General features: G+C 65.7%; 25 protein-coding genes and 1 pseudogene. 15 read left to right on the forward strand and 11 right to left on the reverse strand.

What is annotated here, in order from left to right; genetic code table 11:
- Positions 1–115: 115 nt before the first annotated feature.
- Complete coding sequence (locus ACERIM_RS17675; protein WP_373633642.1) at positions 116–1,474, reverse strand: tyrosine-type recombinase/integrase; 1,359 nt, start codon at positions 1,472–1,474, stop codon at positions 116–118.
- Between the two features lie 105 nt (positions 1,475–1,579).
- Here ACERIM_RS17675 and ACERIM_RS17680 point away from each other — a divergent pair.
- A pseudogene (locus ACERIM_RS17680) lies at positions 1,580–1,804 on the forward strand (hypothetical protein); the annotation flags it as partial.
- A gap of 75 nt (positions 1,805–1,879) precedes the next feature.
- On the opposite strand, the gene ACERIM_RS17685 reads toward ACERIM_RS17680, so the two are convergent.
- Positions 1,880–2,017, reverse strand: a complete 138-nt coding sequence (locus ACERIM_RS17685; RefSeq protein WP_373633643.1) for a rubrerythrin-like domain-containing protein — start codon at positions 2,015–2,017, stop codon at positions 1,880–1,882.
- A 385-nt stretch (positions 2,018–2,402) separates the two neighbouring features.
- On the reverse strand, positions 2,403–2,585 hold the full coding sequence (locus ACERIM_RS17690) for a hypothetical protein (protein ID WP_006181606.1): 183 nt from the start codon (positions 2,583–2,585) through the stop codon (positions 2,403–2,405).
- A 202-nt stretch (positions 2,586–2,787) separates the two neighbouring features.
- Between ACERIM_RS17690 and ACERIM_RS17695 the strand changes: the two genes are divergently transcribed.
- Positions 2,788–2,916 carry a rubrerythrin-like domain-containing protein gene (locus ACERIM_RS17695; RefSeq protein ID WP_006181605.1) on the forward strand — a complete coding sequence of 43 codons (129 nt, stop codon included), beginning with the start codon at positions 2,788–2,790 and terminating at the stop codon, positions 2,914–2,916.
- A 63-nt stretch (positions 2,917–2,979) separates the two neighbouring features.
- Here ACERIM_RS17695 and ACERIM_RS17700 read toward each other — a convergent pair whose 3' ends face one another.
- Positions 2,980–6,408, reverse strand: a complete 3,429-nt coding sequence (locus tag ACERIM_RS17700; RefSeq protein WP_373633644.1) for a chromosome segregation ATPase — start codon at positions 6,406–6,408, stop codon at positions 2,980–2,982.
- A gap of 323 nt (positions 6,409–6,731) precedes the next feature.
- Between ACERIM_RS17700 and ACERIM_RS17705 the strand changes: the two genes are divergently transcribed.
- The 4 genes from ACERIM_RS17705 to ACERIM_RS17720 all read left to right on the forward strand — a co-directional run bounded on the left by ACERIM_RS17705 (position 6,732) and on the right by ACERIM_RS17720 (position 9,590).
- Positions 6,732–8,243, forward strand: coding sequence for a phosphoenolpyruvate carboxykinase (ATP) (locus ACERIM_RS17705; RefSeq protein ID WP_006648789.1), 1,512 nt, complete (start codon positions 6,732–6,734; stop codon positions 8,241–8,243).
- 216 nt (positions 8,244–8,459) lie between these two features.
- Positions 8,460–8,648: an HEWD family protein gene (locus tag ACERIM_RS17710; protein WP_049964300.1), complete on the forward strand. Its 189-nt coding sequence runs from the start codon at positions 8,460–8,462 to the stop codon at positions 8,646–8,648.
- 58 nt (positions 8,649–8,706) lie between these two features.
- Positions 8,707–9,009, forward strand: a complete 303-nt coding sequence (gene cutA, locus ACERIM_RS17715) for a divalent-cation tolerance protein CutA (protein ID WP_373633645.1) — start codon at positions 8,707–8,709, stop codon at positions 9,007–9,009.
- Between the two features lie 92 nt (positions 9,010–9,101).
- Entirely contained in the window at positions 9,102–9,590 is a 489-nt protein-coding gene (locus ACERIM_RS17720; RefSeq protein WP_006181600.1) for a 50S ribosomal protein L11, read from the forward strand.
- A gap of 164 nt (positions 9,591–9,754) precedes the next feature.
- On the opposite strand, the gene ACERIM_RS17725 is transcribed toward ACERIM_RS17720, so the two are convergent.
- Positions 9,755–10,360, reverse strand: coding sequence for a hypothetical protein (locus tag ACERIM_RS17725; RefSeq protein ID WP_371827945.1), 606 nt, complete (start codon positions 10,358–10,360; stop codon positions 9,755–9,757).
- A gap of 276 nt (positions 10,361–10,636) precedes the next feature.
- On the opposite strand from ACERIM_RS17725, the gene ACERIM_RS17730 reads away from it, so the two are divergent.
- From ACERIM_RS17730 to ACERIM_RS17745, 4 genes are all read left to right on the forward strand, one after another.
- Complete coding sequence (locus tag ACERIM_RS17730) at positions 10,637–11,269, forward strand: 50S ribosomal protein L1 (RefSeq protein ID WP_006181598.1); 633 nt, start codon at positions 10,637–10,639, stop codon at positions 11,267–11,269.
- Entirely contained in the window at positions 11,270–12,319 is a 1,050-nt protein-coding gene (locus ACERIM_RS17735; RefSeq protein ID WP_006648785.1) for a 50S ribosomal protein L10, read from the forward strand.
- Between the two features lie 18 nt (positions 12,320–12,337).
- On the forward strand, positions 12,338–12,685 hold the full coding sequence (rpl12p, locus tag ACERIM_RS17740; RefSeq protein WP_006648784.1) for a 50S ribosomal protein P1: 348 nt from the start codon (positions 12,338–12,340) through the stop codon (positions 12,683–12,685).
- A gap of 159 nt (positions 12,686–12,844) precedes the next feature.
- The gene (locus ACERIM_RS17745; RefSeq protein ID WP_373633646.1) at positions 12,845–14,083 is read left to right on the forward strand and encodes a tripartite tricarboxylate transporter permease; all 1,239 of its coding nucleotides are present in this window, start codon (positions 12,845–12,847) and stop codon (positions 14,081–14,083) included.
- 11 nt (positions 14,084–14,094) lie between these two features.
- On the opposite strand, the gene ACERIM_RS17750 is transcribed toward ACERIM_RS17745, so the two are convergent.
- Positions 14,095–14,946, reverse strand: a complete 852-nt coding sequence (locus tag ACERIM_RS17750) for a BtpA/SgcQ family protein (protein ID WP_373633647.1) — start codon at positions 14,944–14,946, stop codon at positions 14,095–14,097.
- A gap of 116 nt (positions 14,947–15,062) precedes the next feature.
- Here ACERIM_RS17750 and ACERIM_RS17755 point away from each other — a divergent pair, with 116 nt between their 5' ends.
- Entirely contained in the window at positions 15,063–16,181 is a 1,119-nt protein-coding gene (locus tag ACERIM_RS17755; RefSeq protein ID WP_373633648.1) for an NADH:flavin oxidoreductase/NADH oxidase, read from the forward strand.
- 27 nt (positions 16,182–16,208) lie between these two features.
- Here the strand turns inward: ACERIM_RS17755 and ACERIM_RS17760 are convergent, their stop codons facing one another.
- The 3 genes from ACERIM_RS17760 to ACERIM_RS17770 form a co-directional block, all read right to left on the reverse strand.
- On the reverse strand, positions 16,209–16,997 hold the full coding sequence (locus ACERIM_RS17760) for an HpcH/HpaI aldolase/citrate lyase family protein (protein WP_373633649.1): 789 nt from the start codon (positions 16,995–16,997) through the stop codon (positions 16,209–16,211).
- A 79-nt stretch (positions 16,998–17,076) separates the two neighbouring features.
- A complete protein-coding gene (locus ACERIM_RS17765; RefSeq protein ID WP_006648779.1) occupies positions 17,077–17,640 on the reverse strand; it encodes a thioredoxin family protein in 564 nt (187 codons plus the stop codon).
- Positions 17,641–17,726: 86 nt separating this feature from the next.
- Positions 17,727–17,951, reverse strand: coding sequence for a hypothetical protein (locus tag ACERIM_RS17770; RefSeq protein ID WP_006648778.1), 225 nt, complete (start codon positions 17,949–17,951; stop codon positions 17,727–17,729).
- Positions 17,952–18,068: 117 nt separating this feature from the next.
- On the opposite strand from ACERIM_RS17770, the gene ACERIM_RS17775 reads away from it, so the two are divergent.
- The 3 genes from ACERIM_RS17775 (at position 18,069) to ACERIM_RS17785 (ending at position 20,444) form a co-directional block, all read left to right on the forward strand.
- Entirely contained in the window at positions 18,069–18,728 is a 660-nt protein-coding gene (locus ACERIM_RS17775) for a hypothetical protein (RefSeq protein ID WP_049964292.1), read from the forward strand.
- Positions 18,729–18,798: 70 nt separating this feature from the next.
- The gene (locus ACERIM_RS17780; RefSeq protein WP_049964291.1) at positions 18,799–19,284 is read left to right on the forward strand and encodes an Lrp/AsnC family transcriptional regulator; all 486 of its coding nucleotides are present in this window, start codon (positions 18,799–18,801) and stop codon (positions 19,282–19,284) included.
- 2 nt (positions 19,285–19,286) lie between these two features.
- A complete protein-coding gene (locus ACERIM_RS17785) occupies positions 19,287–20,444 on the forward strand; it encodes a pyridoxal phosphate-dependent aminotransferase (RefSeq protein ID WP_006648775.1) in 1,158 nt (385 codons plus the stop codon).
- An 83-nt stretch (positions 20,445–20,527) separates the two neighbouring features.
- Here the strand turns inward: ACERIM_RS17785 and ACERIM_RS17790 are convergent, their stop codons facing one another.
- Positions 20,528–20,734, reverse strand: a complete 207-nt coding sequence (locus ACERIM_RS17790) for a hypothetical protein (protein WP_006181586.1) — start codon at positions 20,732–20,734, stop codon at positions 20,528–20,530.
- Between the two features lie 245 nt (positions 20,735–20,979).
- Between ACERIM_RS17790 and ACERIM_RS17795 the strand changes: the two genes are divergently transcribed.
- Positions 20,980–22,836 (forward strand): PAS domain-containing protein, encoded by a 1,857-nt coding sequence (locus ACERIM_RS17795; protein ID WP_373633650.1) that lies wholly within the window; start codon positions 20,980–20,982, stop codon positions 22,834–22,836.
- Positions 22,837–22,839: 3 nt separating this feature from the next.
- Here the strand turns inward: ACERIM_RS17795 and ACERIM_RS17800 are convergent, their stop codons facing one another.
- Positions 22,840–23,424: a response regulator gene (locus ACERIM_RS17800; RefSeq protein WP_373633651.1), complete on the reverse strand. Its 585-nt coding sequence runs from the start codon at positions 23,422–23,424 to the stop codon at positions 22,840–22,842.
- Positions 23,425–23,464: the final 40 nt, after the last annotated feature.

Below are 23,464 nucleotides of genomic sequence, written 5' to 3' on the forward strand. Positions count from 1 at the left end.
CCCGCGGGGAAAACCACCAATCCTCACTATTGTACCTCCAGCGTGCTTTGAATAGAAAAGACGGTCTTCGGTGGTTAGGCCGAAGTGGCTGATCTGCTGTTCAGTTGTTGATCGCTTAGTCGTCACCCATTAGCTCTTCAACGACTTCTGCAGCAAGTTCCGGATCGTTCTCGATAAGCTCTTTCGCGCTATCGACGCCTTGCTCTACCTCATTGTCACCCTCGCGAGCGGCTTCGGCTTTACCATCGTAGATCGACTGATCCACCTTATCACGAGTCTGTGCCGCGTCAGGAGTGAATGCAGCACCACAATTGAAACAGGCTTTCGAGCCAGGATCAACCTTGGTGCCACAGTTAGTGCATTTCTTTGGAGTAAACGTATCCCGGTCTTCAGGTTCAGCTAATCCGGCCTTTTCGCGTGCTTCTTGCACGTAATCGTCTCCGGAGAGGTGGCTATACGTCGTCTCCATCACACGAGAGTCCTTGGTATGGCCGATCAGATACTTTATCGTATCATTATGCAGGTCGTAGTCACGCTTACAGATCGTGACGAAATTGTGCCGGAGGGCATGAGGGTGTAGTGGTTTATCGACCTCTGCCCGTTCCTTGAGCCTGTTCATGGTGTACCGCAGACAGTTGTGTCCTACCGTATCGTGAGGATGTGCTTTCCCGTAACGGGGCTTCCCAGTAATGAGGTAGGCATCAGGATCGTCGCTCTCAGGATGATAGTCTAACCACTTACGGATTGATCCTTCGGCCAACAGAAGAGGTCGGTCACCGTTCCGATCGTCGGCTCCCTTCAACCCCTCCTCTACATCGGGCAGTTGGTAGGTTCTATTGTCTAGGTCTATGTCCTTGATTTTGAGATTTCGGGCAGCGTTGGACCGTAGCCCGGTGTAGAGCAACAGATGGAATAACATCTGATCCCTCGGGTGATCGCACGCTTGCGTCAACCGATCAATTTCGTCTCGAGTAAGCATATCGTCTGGGTCGATCGCGTCCCCGTCATCCTCATAGACTGCGATATGCTGCGGATCGACGCCTAAATCACTATGATATCTATAGAAGATTCGGACGGCAAATTGGTACGTGCGAACTGTGGACTTTTTCATGCCGTTGCAGCCATCGACATTACCCTCGTGGAATCCGTGTTCCATGAGATCGTTAATGTCGTCGGCTGTCATTTCTGTGAGTTCTTGTTGGCGGGCAACACGGCTAAGACGGTACATCCATCCCCATAGGGTAGATTTCGCCTTATTCTTCTGCTTCGACCGCTCGAAATCCTCTTTCTTTTTCTTGTGCTGGGTGCGCTCGAGTTTGTTGCCGTCGAAAGCGTCACACAACTCCTGTATGAGTTCGGCGTCTCGCTCGGTCATTTCGCCCTTCTCGACCAAGCCGCCTCGTTCAAAGTCATCTGGGTCTCCCCAAATGCTATGCTTCATCGATTCGTACTTCTCTTCGGGTGTGTCGGTCATCGGTTGGCTACCTTACCACGCACCCAATTTTCAGGGTACGCTACAAAACCGACTACCGGGACCCCACATCAACTTTGGGAAAATAATCGTCGAGTCAAGACGTGATACTGGGACGACTTCGCCGACCGCGTCGGGTATCACGCGCCCGGCATTCCCGAGGACTGGCAGGCCCGGGAGTACCACCCGGAACTCGACACCTGGGGGACCGTCTCCTCGATCAACGCCGAACTCACCGAGTTCGGCCAGATCGTCTCGGTCACGCTCAAAGAGGAGTACGTCGACTGGGAGGCCGAGTACGAACCGCCCGAGGACCTGCCGGACTTCGACTGAGTCCGGACGGCGCCGACCGACGCTGCGACCGCGACTCGAGCAGGTCCGGACGGGAGATGACTGCCCGCAACGGCGTTACTCGCGAGCCACGGCGATGTTCCGTGTACGGCCGTTGCACTTCGGACAGCGACCGAGCGAGTCCGCGACCTCGCGGTGGCCGCAGTTCCGGCATTCGTAGTACGATCTGTCGTCCACGTGTGGCGCTGGGTGCATGCTGGCCCGTGATTGACTACCACGGAAGAACGTTACGAGAAGACAGTATGAGTCGATAGGGACAATACTAGTGCGCGGAATGCGGTTTAGGACTGCACATTCGTCCATCTATTGGGCCGTCCGTCGTTACCTCGAGCGCGAATCGTTCGACGCTTGAGTACCCGGAGACACCGTCGTCGTCAGCCGAGCGGTCGACGGTGAGAGTCGCCGATCGTTTCGTGTTGCGCGACCGTTGGTCTGGTCCCTACGGTCGTCGTCGGTGACAGCAGACGGTGGCGAAACGGGTTCCGCGACGCTCAGTCGGGTCGGGAGTCGGTGGATCGGAAAACGCAGTTACTCGCGGCCGTCGACGGGGTCGATACTCGAGTCGGTCGTCGCCGGGTCGCTATCCGGCCCATTCGCCGGCGAGGTCGCCGGCGATGTTCTGTCGCCACTGTTCGAACCCCTCCTCGCAGTCGGTCTTCTCGTCGATATGGTCGACGAAGCCGGCACCGGGCGACGCGAGTTCGTCTCCGCAGAACGGGCACGTGACAGGGTCGGACCAGTCCGTCGTCGTGTTCACAGCCATGTACCGATATCTATCAGGAACTATCATATAAGTCTCGCCCGTTAGGATCTATTACAATTCGTATGCCATATAATGCCATTGGTTGGGAAGTTGGTAGTTCGAAGCGATACCGGTCCCGTACCCCGATTCGTCGTTCAACTGGTTGGTTCCCGACGTGTTTACAACGCCAAGAGTTAACCCGACTCGTGAAGTATGGCAACACATGGCATTCGAGGAGCAACGCGAGTACGAGTGCGTCGACTGCGGGCGGCGGGAAACGGTCGGCGACGCGCTCGTCAGCACCTGTCCGTACTGCGGGGGCGAGATGCGCAACGTCGAGTTGATTCAGTAGGACGCTCGAACGCCCCGTCTCCCGGCAGTTCCGTCAGCCTGTGGAATCGGTAGCGGACGGTAGTCAACGGTCGAGTGCCACTGCGACGCCGACCAGCAGGAGGCCGAGGACGATGGCGCCGGCCCCGACGGCAGTCCCACCGGTGAGGGCGGCGACGCCGCCCGCGACGACGCCCGCGCCGCCACCACCCGCAGCCACCGCGGGCGAAAGGGCCGTACCGTCGGTCGTCTCCTCGCGAACGGCCTCGAGGTCCGTCCGGAGCGCCTCGAGATCGTCGGTGCGGTCCGCCCGCTCGTCGACATCGTCGAGTCGCGCGTCGATGGCTTCGACCCGATCCTCGAGATCCGAGAGCCCCGTCGAAACCGTCTCGAACCGTTCGTTCATCGCGTCGGTCTCGTTTTCGACCGACTGTACGTCGGTTCCGAGCGTCGCCGTCTCGTCTTCGAGCGCCCGAACGTCGCTCTCGAGCGGTTCCAGTTCGCCCTCGAGCGTTCGGACGTCGGTTCCGAGCGTTGCCACCTCGTCCTCGAGCGACGCGACCGTCGACGCCGTCGGCATCGACTCGACTGATTCGGCGAGGTCGTCGTACGCCGCTTGCAGCGACTCGAGACGATCGGCGGTCGCGGAAACGTCGTCCTCGAGAGCCGACAGCTCACGCTCGCTGGCAGCATCGTCGACCCGATCCGAGAGCCCGTCGAGGTCGCCACCGATCGCCTCGAGTTCGGATTCGACCGCCTCGAGTGTCGCCGAAACGTCCGCGAGTCGGTCGTCGTGGTCGGCCAGCCGCTGGTCGGCGTCGTCGGACTCGGCCTCGAGCGCCGCCACCGTCTCGGTCAACGATGCGGTTTCGGACTCGAGGTCGGCACGGAGGGCGGCGACGTCGTCCGCGAGCGAGGTCTCGACATCGTCGACACGGTCGTCGAACGACGCCCGTACGTCGTCGATCTCGTCCGCGAGCGTTGTCCGAACGTCGGCTACGTCCGCCAGTTCGTCCTCGAGGCCGTCTAACCGACCCTCGACGGCTGCGAGATCGGCGTCGATCGACTCCACGTCGTCGGCCACCGTCTCGATCCCATCGGCGGTTTCGGTCACTGACTCCCGTACCGCCGCGAGCGTCTCCGCCGTGACTGCCTCGTCGTCGAGCCGGTCGACCGTTGTCTCGAGTGCCGAGAGATCCGTAGCGATCTCGTCGGTCGTAGTTTCGAGTCGACCCTCGAGGGTCGACTCCACCCGATCGATCCGCCCCTCTAGCTCCGACGCCGCCGCCTCCACCCGCTCCGTGAGGGCATCGTCGAGCGACTCGAGGTCGGCTGTCAGCGCTGCGAGATCCTCGTCGAGGGCCGTGAGATCCGACTCGAAGGCCGACAGATCGTCGGCGATTCCCTCGACCGTCTCGGTGTCAGCGGCCCGGTCCTCGAGATCGGCCAGCGAGTCCGAGACGGCCGATACCGTTCCGTCGATCTCCTCGAACGCCGACTCGAGGGCCGTCAGATCGTACGCGATCTCGGCGACTCGCTCGTCGGTCGCGGCCGCTTCCTCGAGGGTCGCGAGCGTGTCCGAGAGCGCCTCGAGACCGTCGTCGAGCATCTCGGTCCGCTCGTCAAGCCGCTCGCGAACGGTGTCGAGATCGGCCTCGACGGCTGCGATCTCCTCGTCGATCGTGGCCTCGACCTCGTCGACCCGCGCGTCGGTCCGCTCGGACTGTTCCTCGAGCCGTCCCGACACGCCGTCGATCCGGGTACGCAACTCCTCGAGTCGTCCCGCGACCCCCTCGAGTCTGGTTTCGGCGCGGTCGGTCGCCGTTTCGAGGGCGTCGAGATCCGCCGCCAACTCCGAGGTCGTCTCCTCGAGGGTCGCGAGATCCGTCTCGGTCGCCGCGGTTTCCTCGAGGGATTCGAGGTCGTCCCGAAGGTCGTCGAGGCCGTTCTCGGCCGTTTCGGTCCGTTCGGTTACCGCGTCGAGATCGCTTCCGAGGTCGTCCAGCCGCTCCTCGAGGGCAGCCCGCTCGTCGGCCGCGGTCGCGTCCAGTTCCGCCAGTTCGTCGTCGACGCCCTCGATCTCCCCCTCGACGGCCGCGAGCGCGTCCGACAGCGCCGCGAGATCGTCGTCGAGCCGGGAGACGTCGTCCGAGACGGCCGCGACGGTCGACTCGTCGGCGTGGGTCTCGCTCTCGTCCGCGAGGTCGGTCAGTTCGTCGGCGAACGACTCGAGGCGCTCGTCGAGTTCGTCGACCGCCTCGGCCGGCGCAGTCCGTTCCTCGACGTACTCGAGGTCCTCGATCAGCCCCTCGACGTCCGCCCGGACCGACTCGATCTCCGCGTCGCGATCGGCGAGTCGGTCGAACAACTGATCGATGGCGTCGTCGCTGGGATCGGTGTGTGACGGCTCGTCGAACGCGAGTTCGGTCGGATCGCCGGTCGTCGACGCCTCGCCGCCCCCCGATTCGTCGGCAGCGGCGCTCGGGTCGGTGACGGTGTCTCCCTCGTCGCCGCCGGGCGTCGGGGCCTCCCACGTGATCGTCTCGTCGGCGTCGACGTCGTCTTTCGCCGCCGCGAGGGCCCCTCTAGCGGCACTTTCCGCGGGTGCGGGGGCGAGCCGGACGCCGCGAACCGAAAACGGGAGCGCGGCGGCGTCGAACCGCCCGCCGAACAGGTACTCGACGCCCTCGACCGCACCCGCCCCCGCGATGGCGATCGGGACGGACAGCCCCTCCTGGACGTCGCTCTCGTCGGCCTCCTCGCGGATCGCCTCGGTCAATGCGGCGATCAGCCCGTCGAACGCCTCTGCGAGCGCGCTCTCGATCTCGCCGGCCGCCGCGTCCGGATCGAGCGTGAACTCCGCGAGGACGCCGGCGACCTGTACCGGTTCGTGGCCCGTTTCGGCGGCCGCCCGCTCGACGAGCCACTCCCGGCCCTTCGAGAGCGAACAGGTCATCGCCGGGACGCCGTAGTACGCGAGCGTCGCGTTCGTGGTCTGGGTACCGATGTTGATCCCGAGCCCGGTGTAGTTGTCGCCGGCCAGTTGATCGTAGATCACCGCAAACCCCGTGCTGATCGGCGTCACCTCGAGACCACGATCGGCCAGCGCGGTCTCGACCGCCTCGCGATGCGCATCGGCCGAGGCCGTCGCGTCGATCAGCGGCCCGGGTGTCGTATAACAGAGTTGCCCGTCGGACTCCCCCTCGAGGAGGTCGCTGACGACGGTATCCAGCGCGGGTGTCGCGTACGCCGTCGTCTCCGCCGCAAGGACGCCCCTATCGAACACTGACCGGGGTGTGTCGTCGACTTCGTCGGCGACTGCCCGCGCGTCGTCGCCGACCGCGTACGTCGTTCCCTCCGCCTGGATCGTCCGGTCCTCGGAGATCCCTGCCGCCTCGAGGGCGGCGTCGTCGACCGGAACGACGACCGGCGGGACCGCGTCGATCCCCTCCCCTCCGTCCGCGTCTGTAGCGGCCCGTACCGTCCCCGGGCCGATGTCGAGACCGTATGCCATGCCCCCGGCAACTTCGACCGCCCTATTGGAAGTTTGCCCCCCAGTACCAGATGTGAAAATCGGCGCTGCCGGCGCCCGCTGACCGCCACCACTGGGCACTCCCGCTGTCGACGGAATGCGACTCGATTAGAATTATTTCTGACTCGAGTACTCATTAGTTCCTACCAGAAATAGTACTCTTTCGGCCCTAGTAATGAGATCGTTACACACGGCCGTCTCCGGGCTAGGAACCGCCATACGTTACTCGGTCACTGGGTAGGTCCTGACACACGACGACGAAAATCCTTCACGCTTATGCATCAGGAAGATGGTGACTTAGGTGTATGTCTGAAACCGGGACGGAGTCCCGTCCGCTGGTCCGACAGCTTCCGGATCCAACCACAGCGTCGAACGTCCGGTATAACCCGTCGCTCGAGGAACTACGGGAACTCGCCGACCACGAGGAGACGACCACCGAGTTCGGGTCGCCATCCTACGTCAGTGAGTTCCGCTCGCGGAGCGCCGATCGGACGAAAAACGCCGTCGACGACGAGTTCGACGAGCGCGATCACGAACTGATCGACGACGCCGTCGATCGTACCGACGAGACCGAGTTCGTCTGCGTCGACCGACTGATGGGCCGCCATCCCGAGGCGTCGTTTTGCTGTCGGCTCTTCGTCCCCGTCGAACACGCTCGCATCGCCTACGCGTGGGCGAACCTGTTCGAGCCCGCCGACGGCCGGGACCCGGACCTCTATACGGTCCAGCTCCCCGACTACGACGAGACCGCCATCCGCGTGCTTCCCGACACCGGCTTCACCGCGGTGTTGGGCAGCGACTACACCGGCGAAGCCAAGAAGTCGTTCCTCCGGCTGTTCATGTACCGGATCAAACAGCAGGGCGGTCTGGGGCTCCACGCGGGGAGCAAACGGGTCCGCGTCCGCGACGCGGACGGCGACCTCCGGACCGTCGGGCAGGTCTTCATGGGGCTGTCCGCGACCGGTAAGTCGACGCTTACCTCCCACGGCTGTTGGCTCGAGGACCCCGAGGACGCCTCGATGCTGCAGGACGACGTCTGTGGACTGCTCTCGGACGGCTCCGTCGCCGGCAGCGAAGGCCAGGGACTGTTCATCAAGACGATCGGCCTCGGCGAGGACGAACAGCCCGAACTCTACGCGGCCGCGACCGACGAGTCGGCGATCTTGGAGAACGTCGCGGTCGACGACGACGGTACCGTCGACTTCGACGAGGACCGCCATACCTCGAACTCCCGCGCGATCATCCAGCGCGACCAACTCGAGAGCGCCGACGAGGAGATCGACCTCGGGAGCATGGATCAGGCCTTCTTCATCACCCGGAACCCCCTGATGCCGCCGGTCGCCAAACTCGACGAGGAACAGGCCGCGGTCGCGTTCATGCTCGGCGAGTCGATCGAGACCAGCGCGGGCGACCCCTCCCGCGCCGGCGAGTCGATCCGCGTCGTCGGCACCAACCCCTTCATCGTCGGGCCGGCGGGCGAGGAGGGGAACATCTTCCACGAACTGATCGACATCCTCGACGTCGACTGCTACGTCATCAACACGGGGTATCTCGGCGACAAATCCAAGGACATCGGCGTCACCGAGTCAGTGACGATCCTCACCGAGGCCGCTCGCGGCACCATCGAGTGGACGGACGACGAGCGGATGGGCCTGACCGTCCCCGAGTCGATTCCGGAACTCGACATCGAGGACTACTACGTCCCCGACCACGTCGACGATTACGAGGACGCACTCGCCGAGTTGCGCGCCGAGCGCCGCGAGTACCTAGAGCAGTTCGACGAACTCCGCGACGAGATCAAAGACGCCGTCTACTGATCGCCAGTTCCGGTCTCGGACCGGTCACAACCAACTGTCCCCGGACTTCAGACTGATACGGTCTCCCGTCCGTCATTGCCGGCGGGACCGCGACCGTCCTGCGGTTCCACCGGGAAATCGGCACGGAAAACCGTCTGACGCCCGATTTTCGAGCGGCGAGGCAGCACTTGCCGCGCACGGATACCGTTATATGTGTCGAGTTCCCACGGACCAATAATGAGTACACAGGTACGGAAACCGACCGCGAGAGTCTGCGAAGAATGCAGTCGAGTCGAACGATGGGACGAGAACCTCGAGGCCTGGCAACTCGCGCTCGAGGACGACGAGAAGCAAGTCGGTAACCCACACTGCATCCACGAGTGGGACATCAACGGTACGTTCAATCCGGTCAACGACGACGGGTAGCCCGGGCAACGTGTCCCGTGACGGGACGTTTTTGCCCACCTCGAGCGTAGCGTCGGATATGCCGACCGTCTACGTCACAGCGCCGCCCGAGGCGGCTGCGGAAATCACCGAGACGCTCGTCGAGGAACGGCTCGCGGCCTGCATCAATCGCCTCGAGACGACCTCGACGTACCGCTGGAAGGGAGAAATCCACCGCGACGAGGAGGTCGTCCTGCTGGCGAAGACCACCGACGACGCCTACGACGACCTCGTCGACCGCGTCCTGCAACTGCATCCCGACGACGTCCCCTGTATCGAACGCTTCGACGAGAGCGACGTCCTCGAGTCATTTGCGACGTGGCGCGCCGATAGCGTCGAGTAGTGACGGGCGATCGGACCCGCACGTGAGACGGTCACAGACGATGACTGCACGAATTAGCAACCCTTAAAACTCGCGCACGGGTTGTGACGGATATGGCTGGAACCATCGAAGTGCTCGTTCCGGGTGGCCAGGCCAATCCTGGCCCGCCGCTCGGTCCCGAGCTTGGACCGACCCCCGTCGACGTGCAGGCCGTCGTACAGGAGATCAACGACCAGACCGAAGCGTTCGACGGGACCGAAGTCCCCGTCACCGTCGACTACGACGACGACGGCTCCTTCGAGATCGACGTCGGCGTCCCGCCGACGGCCGAACTCGTCAAGGACGAGGCCGGCTTCGAGACCGGCAGCGGCGAGCCCCAGAAGGACTTCGTCGCCGACCTCTCGGTCGATCAGGTCAAACAGATTGCCGAGCAGAAACACCCCGACCTGCTGGCCTACGACCTCCGCAACGCGGCGAAGGAAGTCGTCGGTACCTGTGCCTCGATGGGCGTCACCATCGAGGGCAACGACGCTCGAGAGTTCAAAGAGCGCGTCGACGACGGCGAGTACGACGACGTACTCGTCGACGAAGCGGCAGCGTAATCACGGGCCGACCGAGTTTTGTCGTTTCTCGATGTCGCGTGCGTAGCCGCGCGCGTCGTTGCGAACCCTACAGTGCTATCTTCTGTAGCAGGCGTTCATGCGAGGCTACGAGTCGTCGGAACGGTATAGAGGACGCGAAGCGCCGGCGGGGGTGGCGGGCCGATTCAGATCTTGTTCGCGGGCGGGACGGTCCGGTCGTCGGGGCGGGCCGCGCCGACGCCGCCGACCAGCACGCGGACGCCAGCACCGATGCCGAGCGCGCCGGCGAGGGCGGCGACGGCCACCGTCGCCGGGAATACCAGACCGGCGGCCCCGTGGATGAGCCCGCCGACCAGAATACCGGTCCAGAGACGATCGCGGCCGACGATCGCGGCCGCGTTGCGCCCGAGCGCGGTGAATCCGATCGCGATCGCGGCCGGCAGGACCGTCACCCCGAGGATGACAAGCGGGATGCCAAAGAACGTCCCGACGCTCGTGTCGACGATGAGATACCCCGTCCCCGCGAGCCCGGCGACGACGAGCAGGCTCGGCAGTCCGAGACAGATCGAGATGACCGGACTGCGGCGGGATTTCGCGATCGCTCGCGTCCCGAAGTTCTGGAGCAGCCCCAGCACGACCATCGCGACGAGGACCGTCCCTGCGAACTGAATCCCCGCCCGCAAGAGCGGGTCGAGCGATCGATACGCCTCGAGTTCACCGCCGGCCGCCGGCATGGCGATCGAGCCGAGTACTGCCGGCCCGATACTGGTATATAAGTCTAATGGCCACATAGACGAATGGTATACGACAACGCATAATAGAACTTTCGGTGAAATGGACTGTAATGATTCCTTACGAAACTGATAGCTGCGCTGACGGAACGGACTCGCGGCCCGTTCATCGACTACGATCCGAGTACGCGTCGGAGATCGCCGCGTTCGGCCCTGACGCGAGCGCGCGGGTAGTTCGACGGGTTTAAGTCCAGCATCGCACTTGGTTCAAAAGAGACAGGCATCGCCTGTTTCACTGACCCGTAGGAGCAGTCCTGCGTACTACGGAGGTGAACGATGGCAGATTCGGATATTGAAACAGCAGTAGCCCGCGCACTCGAGGACTCGCCGGACCGGAACTTTACCGAGACGGTAGACCTCGCGATTAATCTGCGCGACTTAGACCTGAACGAACCGTCGAACCGCGTTGACGAGTCGATCGTCCTGCCGGCCGGAACCGGCCAGGAGACCCGCATCGTCGTCATCGCCGAGGGAGAGACCGCAGTCCGCGCCGAGGAGGCGGCGGACGAGGTTCTCTCGGCCGATGACGTCGCGGATCTGGACGACGACGAGGCCAAAGACATGGCCGACGAGACGGACTTCTTCATCGCCGAAGAGGCGATGATGCAAGACATCGCCCGGCACCTGGGTACCATTCTCGGTCCCCGAGGGAAGATGCCGGACCCGCTCTCGCCCGACGACGACGTCGTCGAAACCGTCAACCGGCTCAAAAACACCGTGCAGCTTCGCTCCGGCGACCGACGAACGTTCCACACCCTCGTCGGTGCCGAGGACATGGACGCCGAGGACATCGGCGACAACATCGACGTCATCCTGCGACGCCTGCACGCCGACCTCGAGAAGGGCCCCCAGAACATCGACGCCGTCTACGTGAAGACGACGATGGGGCCGTCCGTGGAGGTGGCCTAAATGAGCGCACAGGCCGAACGCAAGACCGAGAACCTTCCCCAGTGGAAGAAAGAAGAAGTCGCGGAGCTCGAGGAGATCATCGAGCGCTACGACAGCGTCGGCATCGTCGGCATCGCCGGCATCCCCTCGAAACAGCTCCAGGACATGCGCCGGGACCTGTACGGCACGGCCCAGCTGCGGGTCAGCCGCAACACGCTGCAGTCCCGCGCGCTGGAAGACGCCGGCTTCGGTGACCTCGTCGAACACGTCGAGGGCCAGGTCGGTATCGTCGGCACGAACGAGAACCCGTTCTCGCTGTACAAGGAACTCGAGGCGTCGAAGACGCCGGCACCGATCAACGAGGGCGAGGTCGCGCCGAACGACATCGTGATCCCCGAAGGTGATACCGGTGTCGATCCGGGGCCGTTCGTCGGCGAACTTCAGAGCATCGGCGCGAACGCGCGCATCGAGGACGGCTCGATTCAGGTCATGGAGGACTCGACGGTCCTCGAGGCCGGCGAGGAAGTCTCCGCGGATCTGGCGAACGTCCTCAACGAACTCGGGATCGAGCCCAAGGAAGTCGGGCTCGACCTGCGCGCCGTCGTCGCCGACGGCGTTCGCTTCGACCCCGAGGACCTCGACATCGACGTCGAGGCCTACGAGAGCGACGTGTCGACGGCCGCCGCCCGCGCACGGAACCTCGCGATCAACGCGAGCTTCCCGACCGCGAGTACGGCCCCGACGCTCATCGCCAAGGCCACGGGCGAGGCCAAGAGCCTCGGCCTGCAGGCCGCCATCGAGGACGAAGAACTCATGCCCGACCTCGTCAGCAAGGCCGACGCACAGCTGCGTGCGCTCGCGGCCCAGATCGACGACGAGGACGCCCTGCCCGAGGAACTGCAGGACGTCGACGCGGCCGCCCAGCCGGCGGCCGCCGATGAGGGCGACGCTGACGACGAATCGGCAGACGACCAGACAGAGGAGGCCGAGACCGAAGACGCCGACACCGACGACGATGACGACGAAGACGACGGTGACGGCGCGGCCGGTCTCGGCGAGATGTTCGGATAACTAACGGAGGACCCAACAATGGAATACGTATACGCTGCACTCATCCTGAACGAATCGGGCGAAGAGATCAACGAAGACAACCTGACGAACGTACTCGACGCCGCGGGCGTCGACGTCGAGGAGTCCCGCGTCAAGGCCCTCGTCGCCGCGCTCGAGGACGTCGACATCGACGACGCGGTCTCCGAGGCCGCAGCCGTCCCCGCCGGCGGGGCCGCCGCGGGCGGCGCTGCAGGTGCCGAGGAAGCTGCCGACGACGGCGACGACGAGGAAGAGGCCGAGGAGACCAGCGACGTGCCGGACACGACGGACGACGACGACGATGACGACGAGGCCGACGGCGAGGGCCTCGGCGAACTCTTCGGATAACGTCCCGTCGATCCGGTTTCGACGACATCCGATCCCGACTTTTTATTGACGCTCGAGGGCGAGTGGCGACGCCGTCGCGGTGACCGTATCGACGAGACGCTCGAGCGACGCGACCCCCGACCCGAGACCATTTACGGGAAGCCGCGGCCAGAGCCGGGGATGCCCGCGCCAGTCGAGGTGGTGAGCGAGCCGGTGGTGACCCTCCAGTTGCTAGGTTGGGTGCTGGCGGGCTCCCTACTGGGGTGTTGTAGCGGGCTCGTGCCGGGACTGCACGCCAACAACTTCGCGTTCCTGCTGGCCGGCGTCGTGCCGTCGGTGCCAGGCCCACCGCTGTTCGTCGGCTGTGCGATGCTCGCAGCCGGCGTCGTCCACACGTTCCTGAACGCCGTCCCCGCGATGGCGCTGGGCGTCCCCGACGCCGAGATGGCCGTCACCGCCCTCCCCGGCCATCGACTGGTCCTCGCGGGGCGGGGCTACGAGGCGATCCGTCTGTCGGCGCTGGGGAGCCTGCTTGCCGTCCTCGTGGCGGTCCCGCTCGCGCTTCCCGTGACCGCGGTCGTAACGGCCGCGTATCCGACGGTTCGGGCTCACCTCTCGCTCGTCCTCGCGATGGTAGCAGTAGCGCTGATCGCTTCGGAACCCACCCGACGCGGCCGGATCGGCGGTCTCGTTTCCTTCGCGCTGGCGACCGGACTCGGCGCGGTCGCGCTGGATCTCTCGCCGGACGCCCCGCTCGAGGCCGGCGGCACCCTCGCACCGCTTTTCGCCGGGCTGTTCGGCGCGCCGGTGTTGATCGACGCCGTCCGCGGGGGTGGCGTCCCGCGCCAGGAGGGCACGGCGGTCACGACCTCGCGACGGTTCGTCGGGACGACGGCGGTCGCCGGCTCGCTCGCGGGTGCCGTCGTCGGCTACCTCCCGGGAATCTCGGCCGCTATCGCTGCCGTCGCCGTGCTTGCGGTCGTGCCGAACGGGGCCAGCGACCGCGGCTACGTCGTCGCGACCAGTGGCGTCGACACGTCGAACACCATCTTCGCGCTTTTCGCACTGGTCGCCATCGGCCAGCCCCGGACCGGCGTGTTGGTCGCCTTCGAGGGAACTGCTGCGCCCCTCGAGCTGCCGATCCTGCTTGCGGCCGTCGTCGTCGCGGGACTGGTCGGGTTCGTCGCTGTGATCGCGCTGGGCGACGCGTATCTCGACGCCGTCGGGCACGTGTCCTACTGGAAGATTTCGGTGGCCGTCCTCGCCGTGTTGCTCGCGCTCTCGTACCTGTTTACCGGCGTTATCGGGATCGTGATCTTCGCCGTCGCGACGGGGATCGGAATGGTTCCGGTACGCCTGCGGTGTCGCCGCGTTCACCTGATGGGGGTCCTCATCGGGCCGTTGATGCTTGGACTCTGACTACTGACCGTTCACTCGTCGCTCGAGAGCGCCGCTCGAGCGGCTGCCACGAGTCGCTCGACCCGCGCCTCGGCGACCGGATTCGTCGTCTCGCCGCCGCGTTTGAGCGCGGTGCCGACGATGACGCCGTCGGCACCCGACTCGAGACAGTCGCCAACCGTGTCGCTCGTGACGCCGCTGCCGACGAACACCGGGGACTCGCCCGCGGCATCGCCGAGTGCGTCGGCGACGCGCTCGAGGTCAGCGAGCGACGTTTCGGCCCCGGTTCCGGGTCCGGAGACGATCACACCGTCGGCCCGCCCGCGCTCGACGGTCTCGATCGCGGCACGTTCGATGTCCCGGTCGCCGATCGGGCTCGCGTGCTTGACGTGGACGTCCGCGAGGATCGACACGTCGGTCGCGAGCCGGTCGCGCAGCCGGAGCGTCTCGTGGGCCCGGCCCTCGAGGACGCCCTGGTCGGTCGCTGCGCTACCGATATGAACGTTGACGCGAACGAACGCGGCGTCGGCGGCCGCGGCGACCGACAGCGCGGCCGCGGCGTCGTTGCGGAGGACGTTGATCCCGACCGGAACGTCGACGGCGTCGGTGACGGCCGTCGCGATCGCGGTCAGCTCCGCGACGACGTGTTTCGGTACGTCGTCGGGATAGAACGGAGCGTCCCCGAAGTTCTCGACGATGATTCCGTCGACCCCGCCAGCCTCGAGCCGGCGGGCGTCCGCGAGCGCGCGGCGACGGATAGCCTCACGGTCGTTCTCGTCTCCGTCGCCGAACCCCGGCGCGCCGGGCAGCGGCGGGAGATGGACCATGCCGATCACCGGGTGGGACGCGTCGAATCGGTCCATGATGGCGGATACCGTTTCCATATCGGCGTTGGAACCGCGACGACCATACCGGTACCGCGTTCGGCCGGGCCGACGCGAGCCGGCAAGCCCCGCTCCCTCCGCGGCCGTTTTCCTCCTGCCGCGGATACGACCGGTCGATGACTGACTTGCTTGCCGGACTGTCGTTGCGGGACCTCGAGACGCGGAACCGAATCGCCGTCTCGCCGATGTGTCAGTACTCCTGTGACCCGGACGGGCTCGCGACCGAGTGGCATCGCGTCCACCTCGGGAGCCGAGCCGTCGGCGGGGCCGGCATCGTCATGACCGAGGCGACCGCGGTCTCCCCCGAGGGCCGGATCACGCCCCACGATCTGGGCATCTGGAGCGACGACCACGCCGAGGCCCTCGAGCCGATCACGGAGTTCATCCGGGATCAGGGCGGCGTGCCGGCGATCCAGCTCGCCCACGCGGGCCACAAAGCGAGCAAGGAACGTCCGTGGGAGGGCCACGTCCCGATCCAGCCCGACGAAACGGGGCCCTCGGGGGCGGCCGGCTGGGAGGTACTCTCGCCGTCGCCCGACGCCTATCCGCCCTTCGACGGCGATCGGCCGGCGATGCGGAAGGCCGACGCCGAGGACATCGAGGGCGTAATCGACGCCTACCGCGCGGCGGCCGAACGATCGCTCGCGGCCGGCTTCGAGATCGCCGAGGTCCACGCGGCCCACGGCTACCTGCTCCACGAGTTCCTCTCGCCGGTCACGAACCGTCGCGAGGACGACTACGGCGGGAGCTTCGAGAACCGAACCCGACTGGTCCGCGAAGTAGTCGGCGCCGTCCGCGAGGTCTGGCCCGACGACAAGCCGGTTTTCGTCAGGATTTCGGGGACCGACTGGCTCGACGATCGGGAGTCGTGGGACATCGAGCAGTCGGTGCGGCTGGCCGACGACCTCGCCGATCTCGGTGTCGATCTGGTCGACGTGAGTTCCGGCGGGCTCCACCCCGACCAGTCGATTTCGGGCGGTCCGAACTTTCAGGTGCCGCTGGCCGAGCAGGTCCGGGAGGGCGCGGACGTCGCCGTCGGCACCGTCGGCGGCGTCACCGAGCCCGAACAGGCCGACGCCCTGATCCGCAACGAGCGAGCCGACCTCGTCCTCGTCGGCCGGGAGTTCCTGCGGGACCCGTACTTCGGGCTCCGCGCGACCGGCGACCTCGAGCGCGACCCCGACGCGGTCGCCGAGGCGTGGCCGGTCCAGTACCGACGCGCAACCCAGCGATAACGGGTCCGCAAGCAGGTACCCCGACGGTCACTCTCCGTCGTAGCCGTCGAGCCAGCCCGTGACCGCCGACTGCAACGCGCCGGTCGTCGTCCCGACGTTCAGCAGTTGATAGCCGTTCTCCGCCTTTTCGTTGACGTCGTCCATCCCGAAGCCGAGACCACCGACCGGGACGTCCGCCTCGATGGCGGCCGATCGGATCCGTTCGACGGCCTCCTCGACCTCCGGATGGTCGAATTCGCCCGGATGACCCAGCGAGACCGAGAGATCGAGCGGGCCGATGAAGACGAAGCCGAGTTCGGGGACGGCGAGGATGTCGTCGAGTTCGTCGAGCGCGGACTGCGTCTCGATCGTGACCCCGACGACGACCGACTCGTCCTCGCTGGTCACGTAGTCGTCGGTCAGCCCCCAGCGGCTCGCTCGAGGGTTGGCCATGCCCCGGCGACCGGGTTCGCCGTCGTACTCGAACCGACCGGCCCGGACCGCCGCCTCGAGTTCCTCGCTGCTTCCGACTCTGGGGAGGAAGACGTTCCGCACGCCGGCGTCGAGGGCCTTCCGCACGAGCGCGGGATCGGTATCGGGGAGCCGAACGAGTAGTTCGGTATCCGTGACGTCGGCCGCCCGGAGCAGTTCCTCCAGCCGGCCGCCGTCGACGGGACTGGGGCCCCCGTGTTCGAGGTCGATCCAGACGAAGTCGACGCCGAGGGCGGCGTAGAGTTCGACGACCGTCGGGCTGTACGTGTTCTCGAGGACGCCCAGCGCCACGTCGTCGGACTCGAGCGTCTCCCGAAGCGCGTTGGTTCGCGGATGCTGACTCACACGTCCGACTACACCGGCCACGGACTAAAGACCGGGGACGAACGGGCGGCGGCGGGCGGCGTTCGGGGGTCGAACCGACTCAGTCCTCTTTCCACTTGATCGAACAGCCCCGGGAGGGCTGCCACTCGAGGTCGACGTCCGCGCCGGCCAGCACGGCGTCGATTGCCTCGCGGATCTGATACCGGCTCGGTTCGTCGTCGGGGTTGGGCGCGTCGTCGAGTCGGCCATGGTAGACCAGTTCGAACTCGTCGCCGTCACGCGCAAAGAGGAACGGATCCGGCGTACAGACCGCACCGTACGCACGGGCGACGTCCTGACTCTCGTCGCGGAGATAGGCATCGTAGTCGATCCGTCCCTCCTCGACGAACGCTTGCATCGTCTCGAACGAATCGTCGGGATACTCCGCGGCGTCGTTGGGGTTGATCCCGACGACCGAGACGTCGTCGTACTCGGCGGCCAGTTCGTTCAGCAGGTCGAACTTCGCTTGCGCGTACGGGCAGTGGTTGCACGTGAACACGACCAGCAGCGCCTCGTCGTCGGCGAAGGAGTCGAGCGAATACGTCTCGCCGTCGACGCCCTCGAGGTCGAACTCAGGGGCGGGGTCGCCGGCCTCGAGTTCCGACTCGGACTCTGTGAGAACCATGGTCGTCGATTCGGCTCGTTCGGCCTTAGGTCTCACGTTCGGGGCGGTCGGTTCGCGTCCCGTCGACTCGCGACTGCCACAGCGGCCTAGCCGAACAGCTCCGCGAACTCGAGGAGCAAGCCGGGGACGACCAGCAGGGCGATTCCGCCGGCGATCAGGGCGAGCGGAACGATCAGGCCGATGTCGGTCAGCAGCCAGAGCCCGAGCCCGCCCAGGATCGCCAGCAGGCCGACCAGTCGGAGCAGCCAGACGACAGCACCCTCGAGTTCCGAATCGGCGACGACGTCGGCGAGTTCGAGTACCTCGTCCATAGCCGTTCGGGGCTGGCTCCCGGAGCCACTTAATTCCGGCGCCGTTCCGGCCGATCCGATCCCTCGAGTTCCACGCAACGACTTACATATTTGTACCCCGGGCCGCATCGACTGGGTATGAAGACGCTCGAGGTCACCGACGAACAGTACGCGTTCATCCAGCACCTCCGGGAGGAGATCTCCGAATCGGTCGTCGGCAAGTACGGCTTCGTCCGCGAGCAGGACGCGGTGCAGTTCCTGATCGACAACTTGGACGAGGAGATCGAACTCGAGGCCGACGGCGAGTTCGACTCCTCGGCGACTGACGACGTCGCGGCCTCGGTCGGGGCCGCCATCGACGGCGAGGCCGATCCCCACGACCTCGAGGAAGTCTCTTATATCGAGGGCGAGGCGCCGGGAACCGACGGGGTCGTGGACGACGCGGACGGGGACGAGGACCTCGAGTCCGAGTCGGACGATCCCGCGGAACCGGTCGACGACGATGCGAGCGACGCGGACGAAGGAGCCGATGACGACGGCGAGGACGGGGGAGGTGACGAGAGCGACGCGGACGACGAGAGCGACACCGACGGCGACGACGGATCCGACGATGACGGCTCCGCTGACGACGACGACATGTTAGACGAGATGATGAGCCTGCTCGAGACCCACGACGACAAGTGGGAGGAGGCGGCTTCGGCGGACTACCGGTATAGCGTCGATCTGCCGGACGGCTCGACCGAGCAGGTCCAGACGAAAGACGACGTGCGGGCGCTGTTGTTCAAGAACTACCGGTAGTCGGATCCCGAACGATCGTTCACGAACGAACAACGTTAGACCTTTACTCGCGCTCGCGCTTGCAGGCAGTATGAGTGAACGCGAGGTGCTCGAGTTGCTTCGTGAGAACGCGCGATACTCCGCGGCCGATATCGCGCGAATGACCGACCTCGACGAGAACGAGGTCGCAGCCACCATCGAGGAACTCGAGGCAGCAGGCGTCGTCCGCGGGTACCAAGCGGTCGTCGACTGGGACAAGCTCGCCGACGAGCGCGTCCGAGCCGAGGTCGAGTTGAACGTCACGCTCGACCGCGAGACCGGCTACGACGACATCGCCCAGCGCCTCGCACAGTTCCCGGAGGTCAAAGCCCTCCGACTGATCAGCGGCGACTACGACTTCGATATGGAGGTCGAAGGCGATTCCATCCGCGAGGTCTCGCAGTTCATCAGCGAGAAGGTCGCGCCCGTCCCCGAGATCACCCAGACGGTCACCCACTACGTGATGACCTCCTACAAGGAGAACGGGATCGAACTCGGCGACGGCGAGGACGACGACCGGCTTTCCTTCTCGCCCTGACCATGAGCTTCGAACTGTCAGACCGGGTGCAGACGGTGCCGCCGTCGGGCATCCGCCGGTTCTTCGAGATCGCCGACGAGCGCGACGATGTCATCTCGCTGGGCGTGGGCGAACCCGACTTCGCGACGCCGTGGGCGGCCCGCGACGCCGCCATCGCCTCGCTCGAGCAGGGCAAGACCTCCTACACCGCCAACCGCGGCAAGAGCGACCTCCGCGAGGCGATCGCCGACTACGTCGCCGATCGGTTCGATCTGGGCTACGACCCCGACGAGGAGATCATCGTCACCGCCGGGGCCAGTGAGGCCGTCGATCTCGCCTTCCGGGCGTTCGTCGATCCCGGCGACACGGTCGCGATCGCCCAGCCCTCCTACATCTCCTACGAGCCCGGCGTGATCTTCGCCGGCGGCGAAGTGCTGCCGGTCCCCACGAAAGAGGAAGACGACTTCCGGCTCACCGTCGAGGGCCTCGAGAAAGCGGGTGCCGACGAGGCCGACGTCCTCGTCCTCTGTTATCCGAACAACCCGACCGGCGCGATCATGCCCGCCGAGGACCTCGAGCCGATCGCCGAGTTCGCCCGCGAACACGACCTGATGGTCCTCTCGGACGAGATCTACGCAGAGCTGACCTACGACGGGGATCACACCTCGATCGCGAGCTTCGAGGGGATGCGCGAGCGGACGATCGTGTTCAACGGCTTCTCGAAGGCCCACGCGATGACCGGCCTCCGACTGGGCTATGCGCTTGGCCCGGCCGACGCCATCGGTGCGATGAACAAGATCCACCAGTACACGATGCTGTCGGCCCCGACGACCGCCCAGTACGCCGCCCTCGAGGCGCTCGATTCCTGCGAGGACGACGTCCGGGAGATGGTCGATCAGTACGACCGCCGCCGACAGTTCGTCCTCTCGCGATTCAGAGAGATCGGGATGGACGTCTTCGAGGCCAAGGGGGCGTTCTACTGCTTCCCCGAGGTCCCAGAGGGCTTTACCGCCGAGGAGTTCGCCGAGGAAGTGCTGCGCGAACAGGGCGTGGCCGTCGTTCCCGGCGACGTCTTCGGCACCGGCGGCGAGGGCCACCTGCGGATCTCCTACGCGACCGGCCTCGAGGACCTTCGGGAGGCGCTGAACCGGATCGAGGCGTTCGTCGCCGACAACGCCTGAGCCGGCATCGCCGACCCGTATCGTTTTGTCGGCCGAGTCGCCGAGACGAGCGGTCCCGCCGCGAGACCCCGGCTCGAGGGTCCTCAGGGGTCGTCGACATCGCCATTCGACGCGTCCCAGACCGCGAGCGTGGCGGCGGAGACGAGCAGACCGAGGCTCGGCAGCAGGCCGGATCGCAGCCGGCGGTCCAGCCCGAGTTCGAGGAGGCCGCTCGCGAGCAGGACGAGACAGACCGCGAGGACGGTCGCGCTGCCGAGGAGGATCGAGAGTCGTTCGAAGAAGTCGACCATGGCGTCGTTCCTATCCGATCGATCGGGATAACTCGCCTGCCTGGACCGGACGACCCGACTCCGCTCGGCGCCGACCCATGTCACTCAGACACACACCGGCGCTCGGCCACGACACTGAAATAGGGGGTTTACTAACTATCCAGTAACTATCCGTCGATGATTCCAACGGTTGCGAGCGGTTATCTATTCGGGTGTGGGGGCGGGACTACGCCGCCGAGACGGGTGTGGGGTGGCGAGTCGTGACGATGCGTTCCGTACCGATCGTCGATCGCGTCACCGACGCCTTCTTCGCTCTCGATACGAGCTTTCGGTTCACCTATCTCAACGAGCGGGCGGAGACGTTGCTGAAACGCTCCCGAGAGGAGCTGATCGGGCGGGTCATGTGGGACGAGTTCCCCCAGACCGTCGAGACGCAGTTCCCCGAGGGCTTTCACCGCGCGATGGACGAACAGGTGCCGGTTTCCTTCGAAATCTATCACGCCCCCCTCGAGACGTGGTTCGAGGCACGGGCCTACCCCTCCGAAACGGGCCTCTCCGTGTTCATGCGCGACGTCAGCGAGCGGAAGGCTCAGGAGACGACGCTCGCCCAACACGCCGCGGTCGTCGAGGCGATCCGCGACGCCGTCGTCACGCTCGATCGCAACCGCGAGATCATCACCGTCAACGGCGCGACCGAGTCGGTGCTGGGCGCGGGCCGTTCGACGCTCGTCGGCGAACACGTCGAGACCCTGACCGAAGTTGCGGGGATCGACGACGATGACGCCGTCGAGATCGGACGGGCGATCACCGACGTCGACGTCGGCAACGCCGCCCATCGCCAGCTCGAGTTGCCCTACGTCGGCCCCGACGGCGACGACCGGATGGGCGAGTTCCGGTTCGTCCCCGTCGAGGACAACGCCGCGACGGTCGCCGCGATCGTCCGGGACATCACCGATCAACACGAGTACGACCGCGTCGTCACGTCGCTGCACGAGGTTACCCGCTGGCTGCTCGAGTCCGACGATCCCGAGGAGATCTGTGCGATCGCCGTCCACGCCGGCAGCGACCTGCTCGATCTCCCCATCAGCGGCGTCTGGCTGCTCGAGGAGGAACAGGGCTACCTCGAACCGGTCGCCGGCACCGCGGGGGCCCACGACGAGTTCGGCGGCCTCCCGCGGTTCAACCCCGGCGAGGGGTTGGTCTGGGAGGTCTTCGAGGGCGGCGAGGTCCAACTGTTCGACGATCTCGGCGATACCGACGGGCTCTACAACCCCGAGACGCCGCTTCGATCGGAGATCATCGCCCCGATCGGGACCCACGGGGTCCTCATGACGGGCTCGTACGACCCCCACTGGTTCGACGAAACCGACGTCGACCTCATCTCGACGCTCGTCGAGAACACTCGCGCCGCCCTCGATCGGGCGGACCGGGAACGAGTCCTGCGGGATCGGACGGCCGAACTCGAGCGCCAGACCGAACGCCTCGAGGCCGTCGCCGAGATCCTCTCGAGCGACCTCCAGAACCAGCTCGAGGCCGTCGCCGACGCCCTCGCGGACGACGGAGCCGACGAGTGGGAGTTCCCGCTGGCGGAAGACACCGTCGAGACGACGCTCGACCGGGCCGAACGGCTCGTCGACGACGTCCGGGAGTTCGCCCGCAACGCCTCCGCGGTCGGCCCGCGCAGCCGGCTCCGGCTCGAGTCGGCGATCGACGACGCGCTCGCCGATTCCCGGCTGGACCCCGATAACGTCGTCGTGGACGCGCCGGCCGCGCTCCGGGCTGATCCCGACCGATTCGTCCACCTCCTCCAGACAGCGTTCGACAGCGCGGTCGCTCGGGCGAGCGACGACGTAACGATCCAGATCGGACTGGTCGGGTTCGAAGACGACGGCAGCCGCGGGTTCTTCCTCCTCGATGATGCCGCGGAAATCCCGCCGAACGCACACGATCGCGTCCTCGATCCGACTGCCGACGACGACACCGCGATCGACGGCCTCGGGCTCGCGCTCGTCCGGGCGATCGCCGAGGCCCACGACTGGACGTGTACGGTCACCAACGGCGACAACGGCGGCACCCGGATCGAAATCAGGGAGATAACGACCCTCGAGCGGGACCCCGCGTAAACGTTATTCCGTTTCGAACGACTCACCCGCGATGTCCCGCCAGAGCTGTCGGTAGCCATCCTGCGCTAAGAGTTCCTGCATCGTGTCGTCGACCCGGACCCGGAGGACGGCCAGTCGGTCCTCGAGTTCGGCGTACTCCTGACTCGACTGGCGTTCGGCCGCGGTCTTCTGGTCGTCCAACAGCGCCTTCTTCGCGGCGAGCGCGAAGAACTCACGGAGCTGGTCGTCGTAGGTCGAACGAAGCAGTAACTGGTCGATCACGTCGACGAGTTCGTCGCCCGAAACCGGCTTGACCAGGTAATCGTCGAACCCCATCTCGACGATGTCGAAGTCGGGTTCAACCGCTGTCACCATCGCGACCCGGCAATCGAGGCTCCGTTCCCGCATGGTGTCGAGGACGGTATCGCCCGAGAGCCCCGGCATCCGCCGATCGAGCAATACGATGTCGATCGTCTCATCGATCGCATCGAGCGCCTCGGCGCCGTCGTAAGCCGTGCGGACGCGACACTCCTCCTCGAGCCAGGCGGCATAGAGATCCGCGAGGTCGGGCTCGTCTTCGACGATCAGGACGGATGGGGTATCGGACATCGATGTTCCTCCGGCTGTGCCGTTCGCGGAGAATCCGTGC

This window comes from Natrinema sp. H-ect1 (assembly GCF_041821105.1).
Classification (GTDB): Archaea; Halobacteriota; Halobacteria; order Halobacteriales; family Natrialbaceae; genus Natrinema; species Natrinema thermotolerans.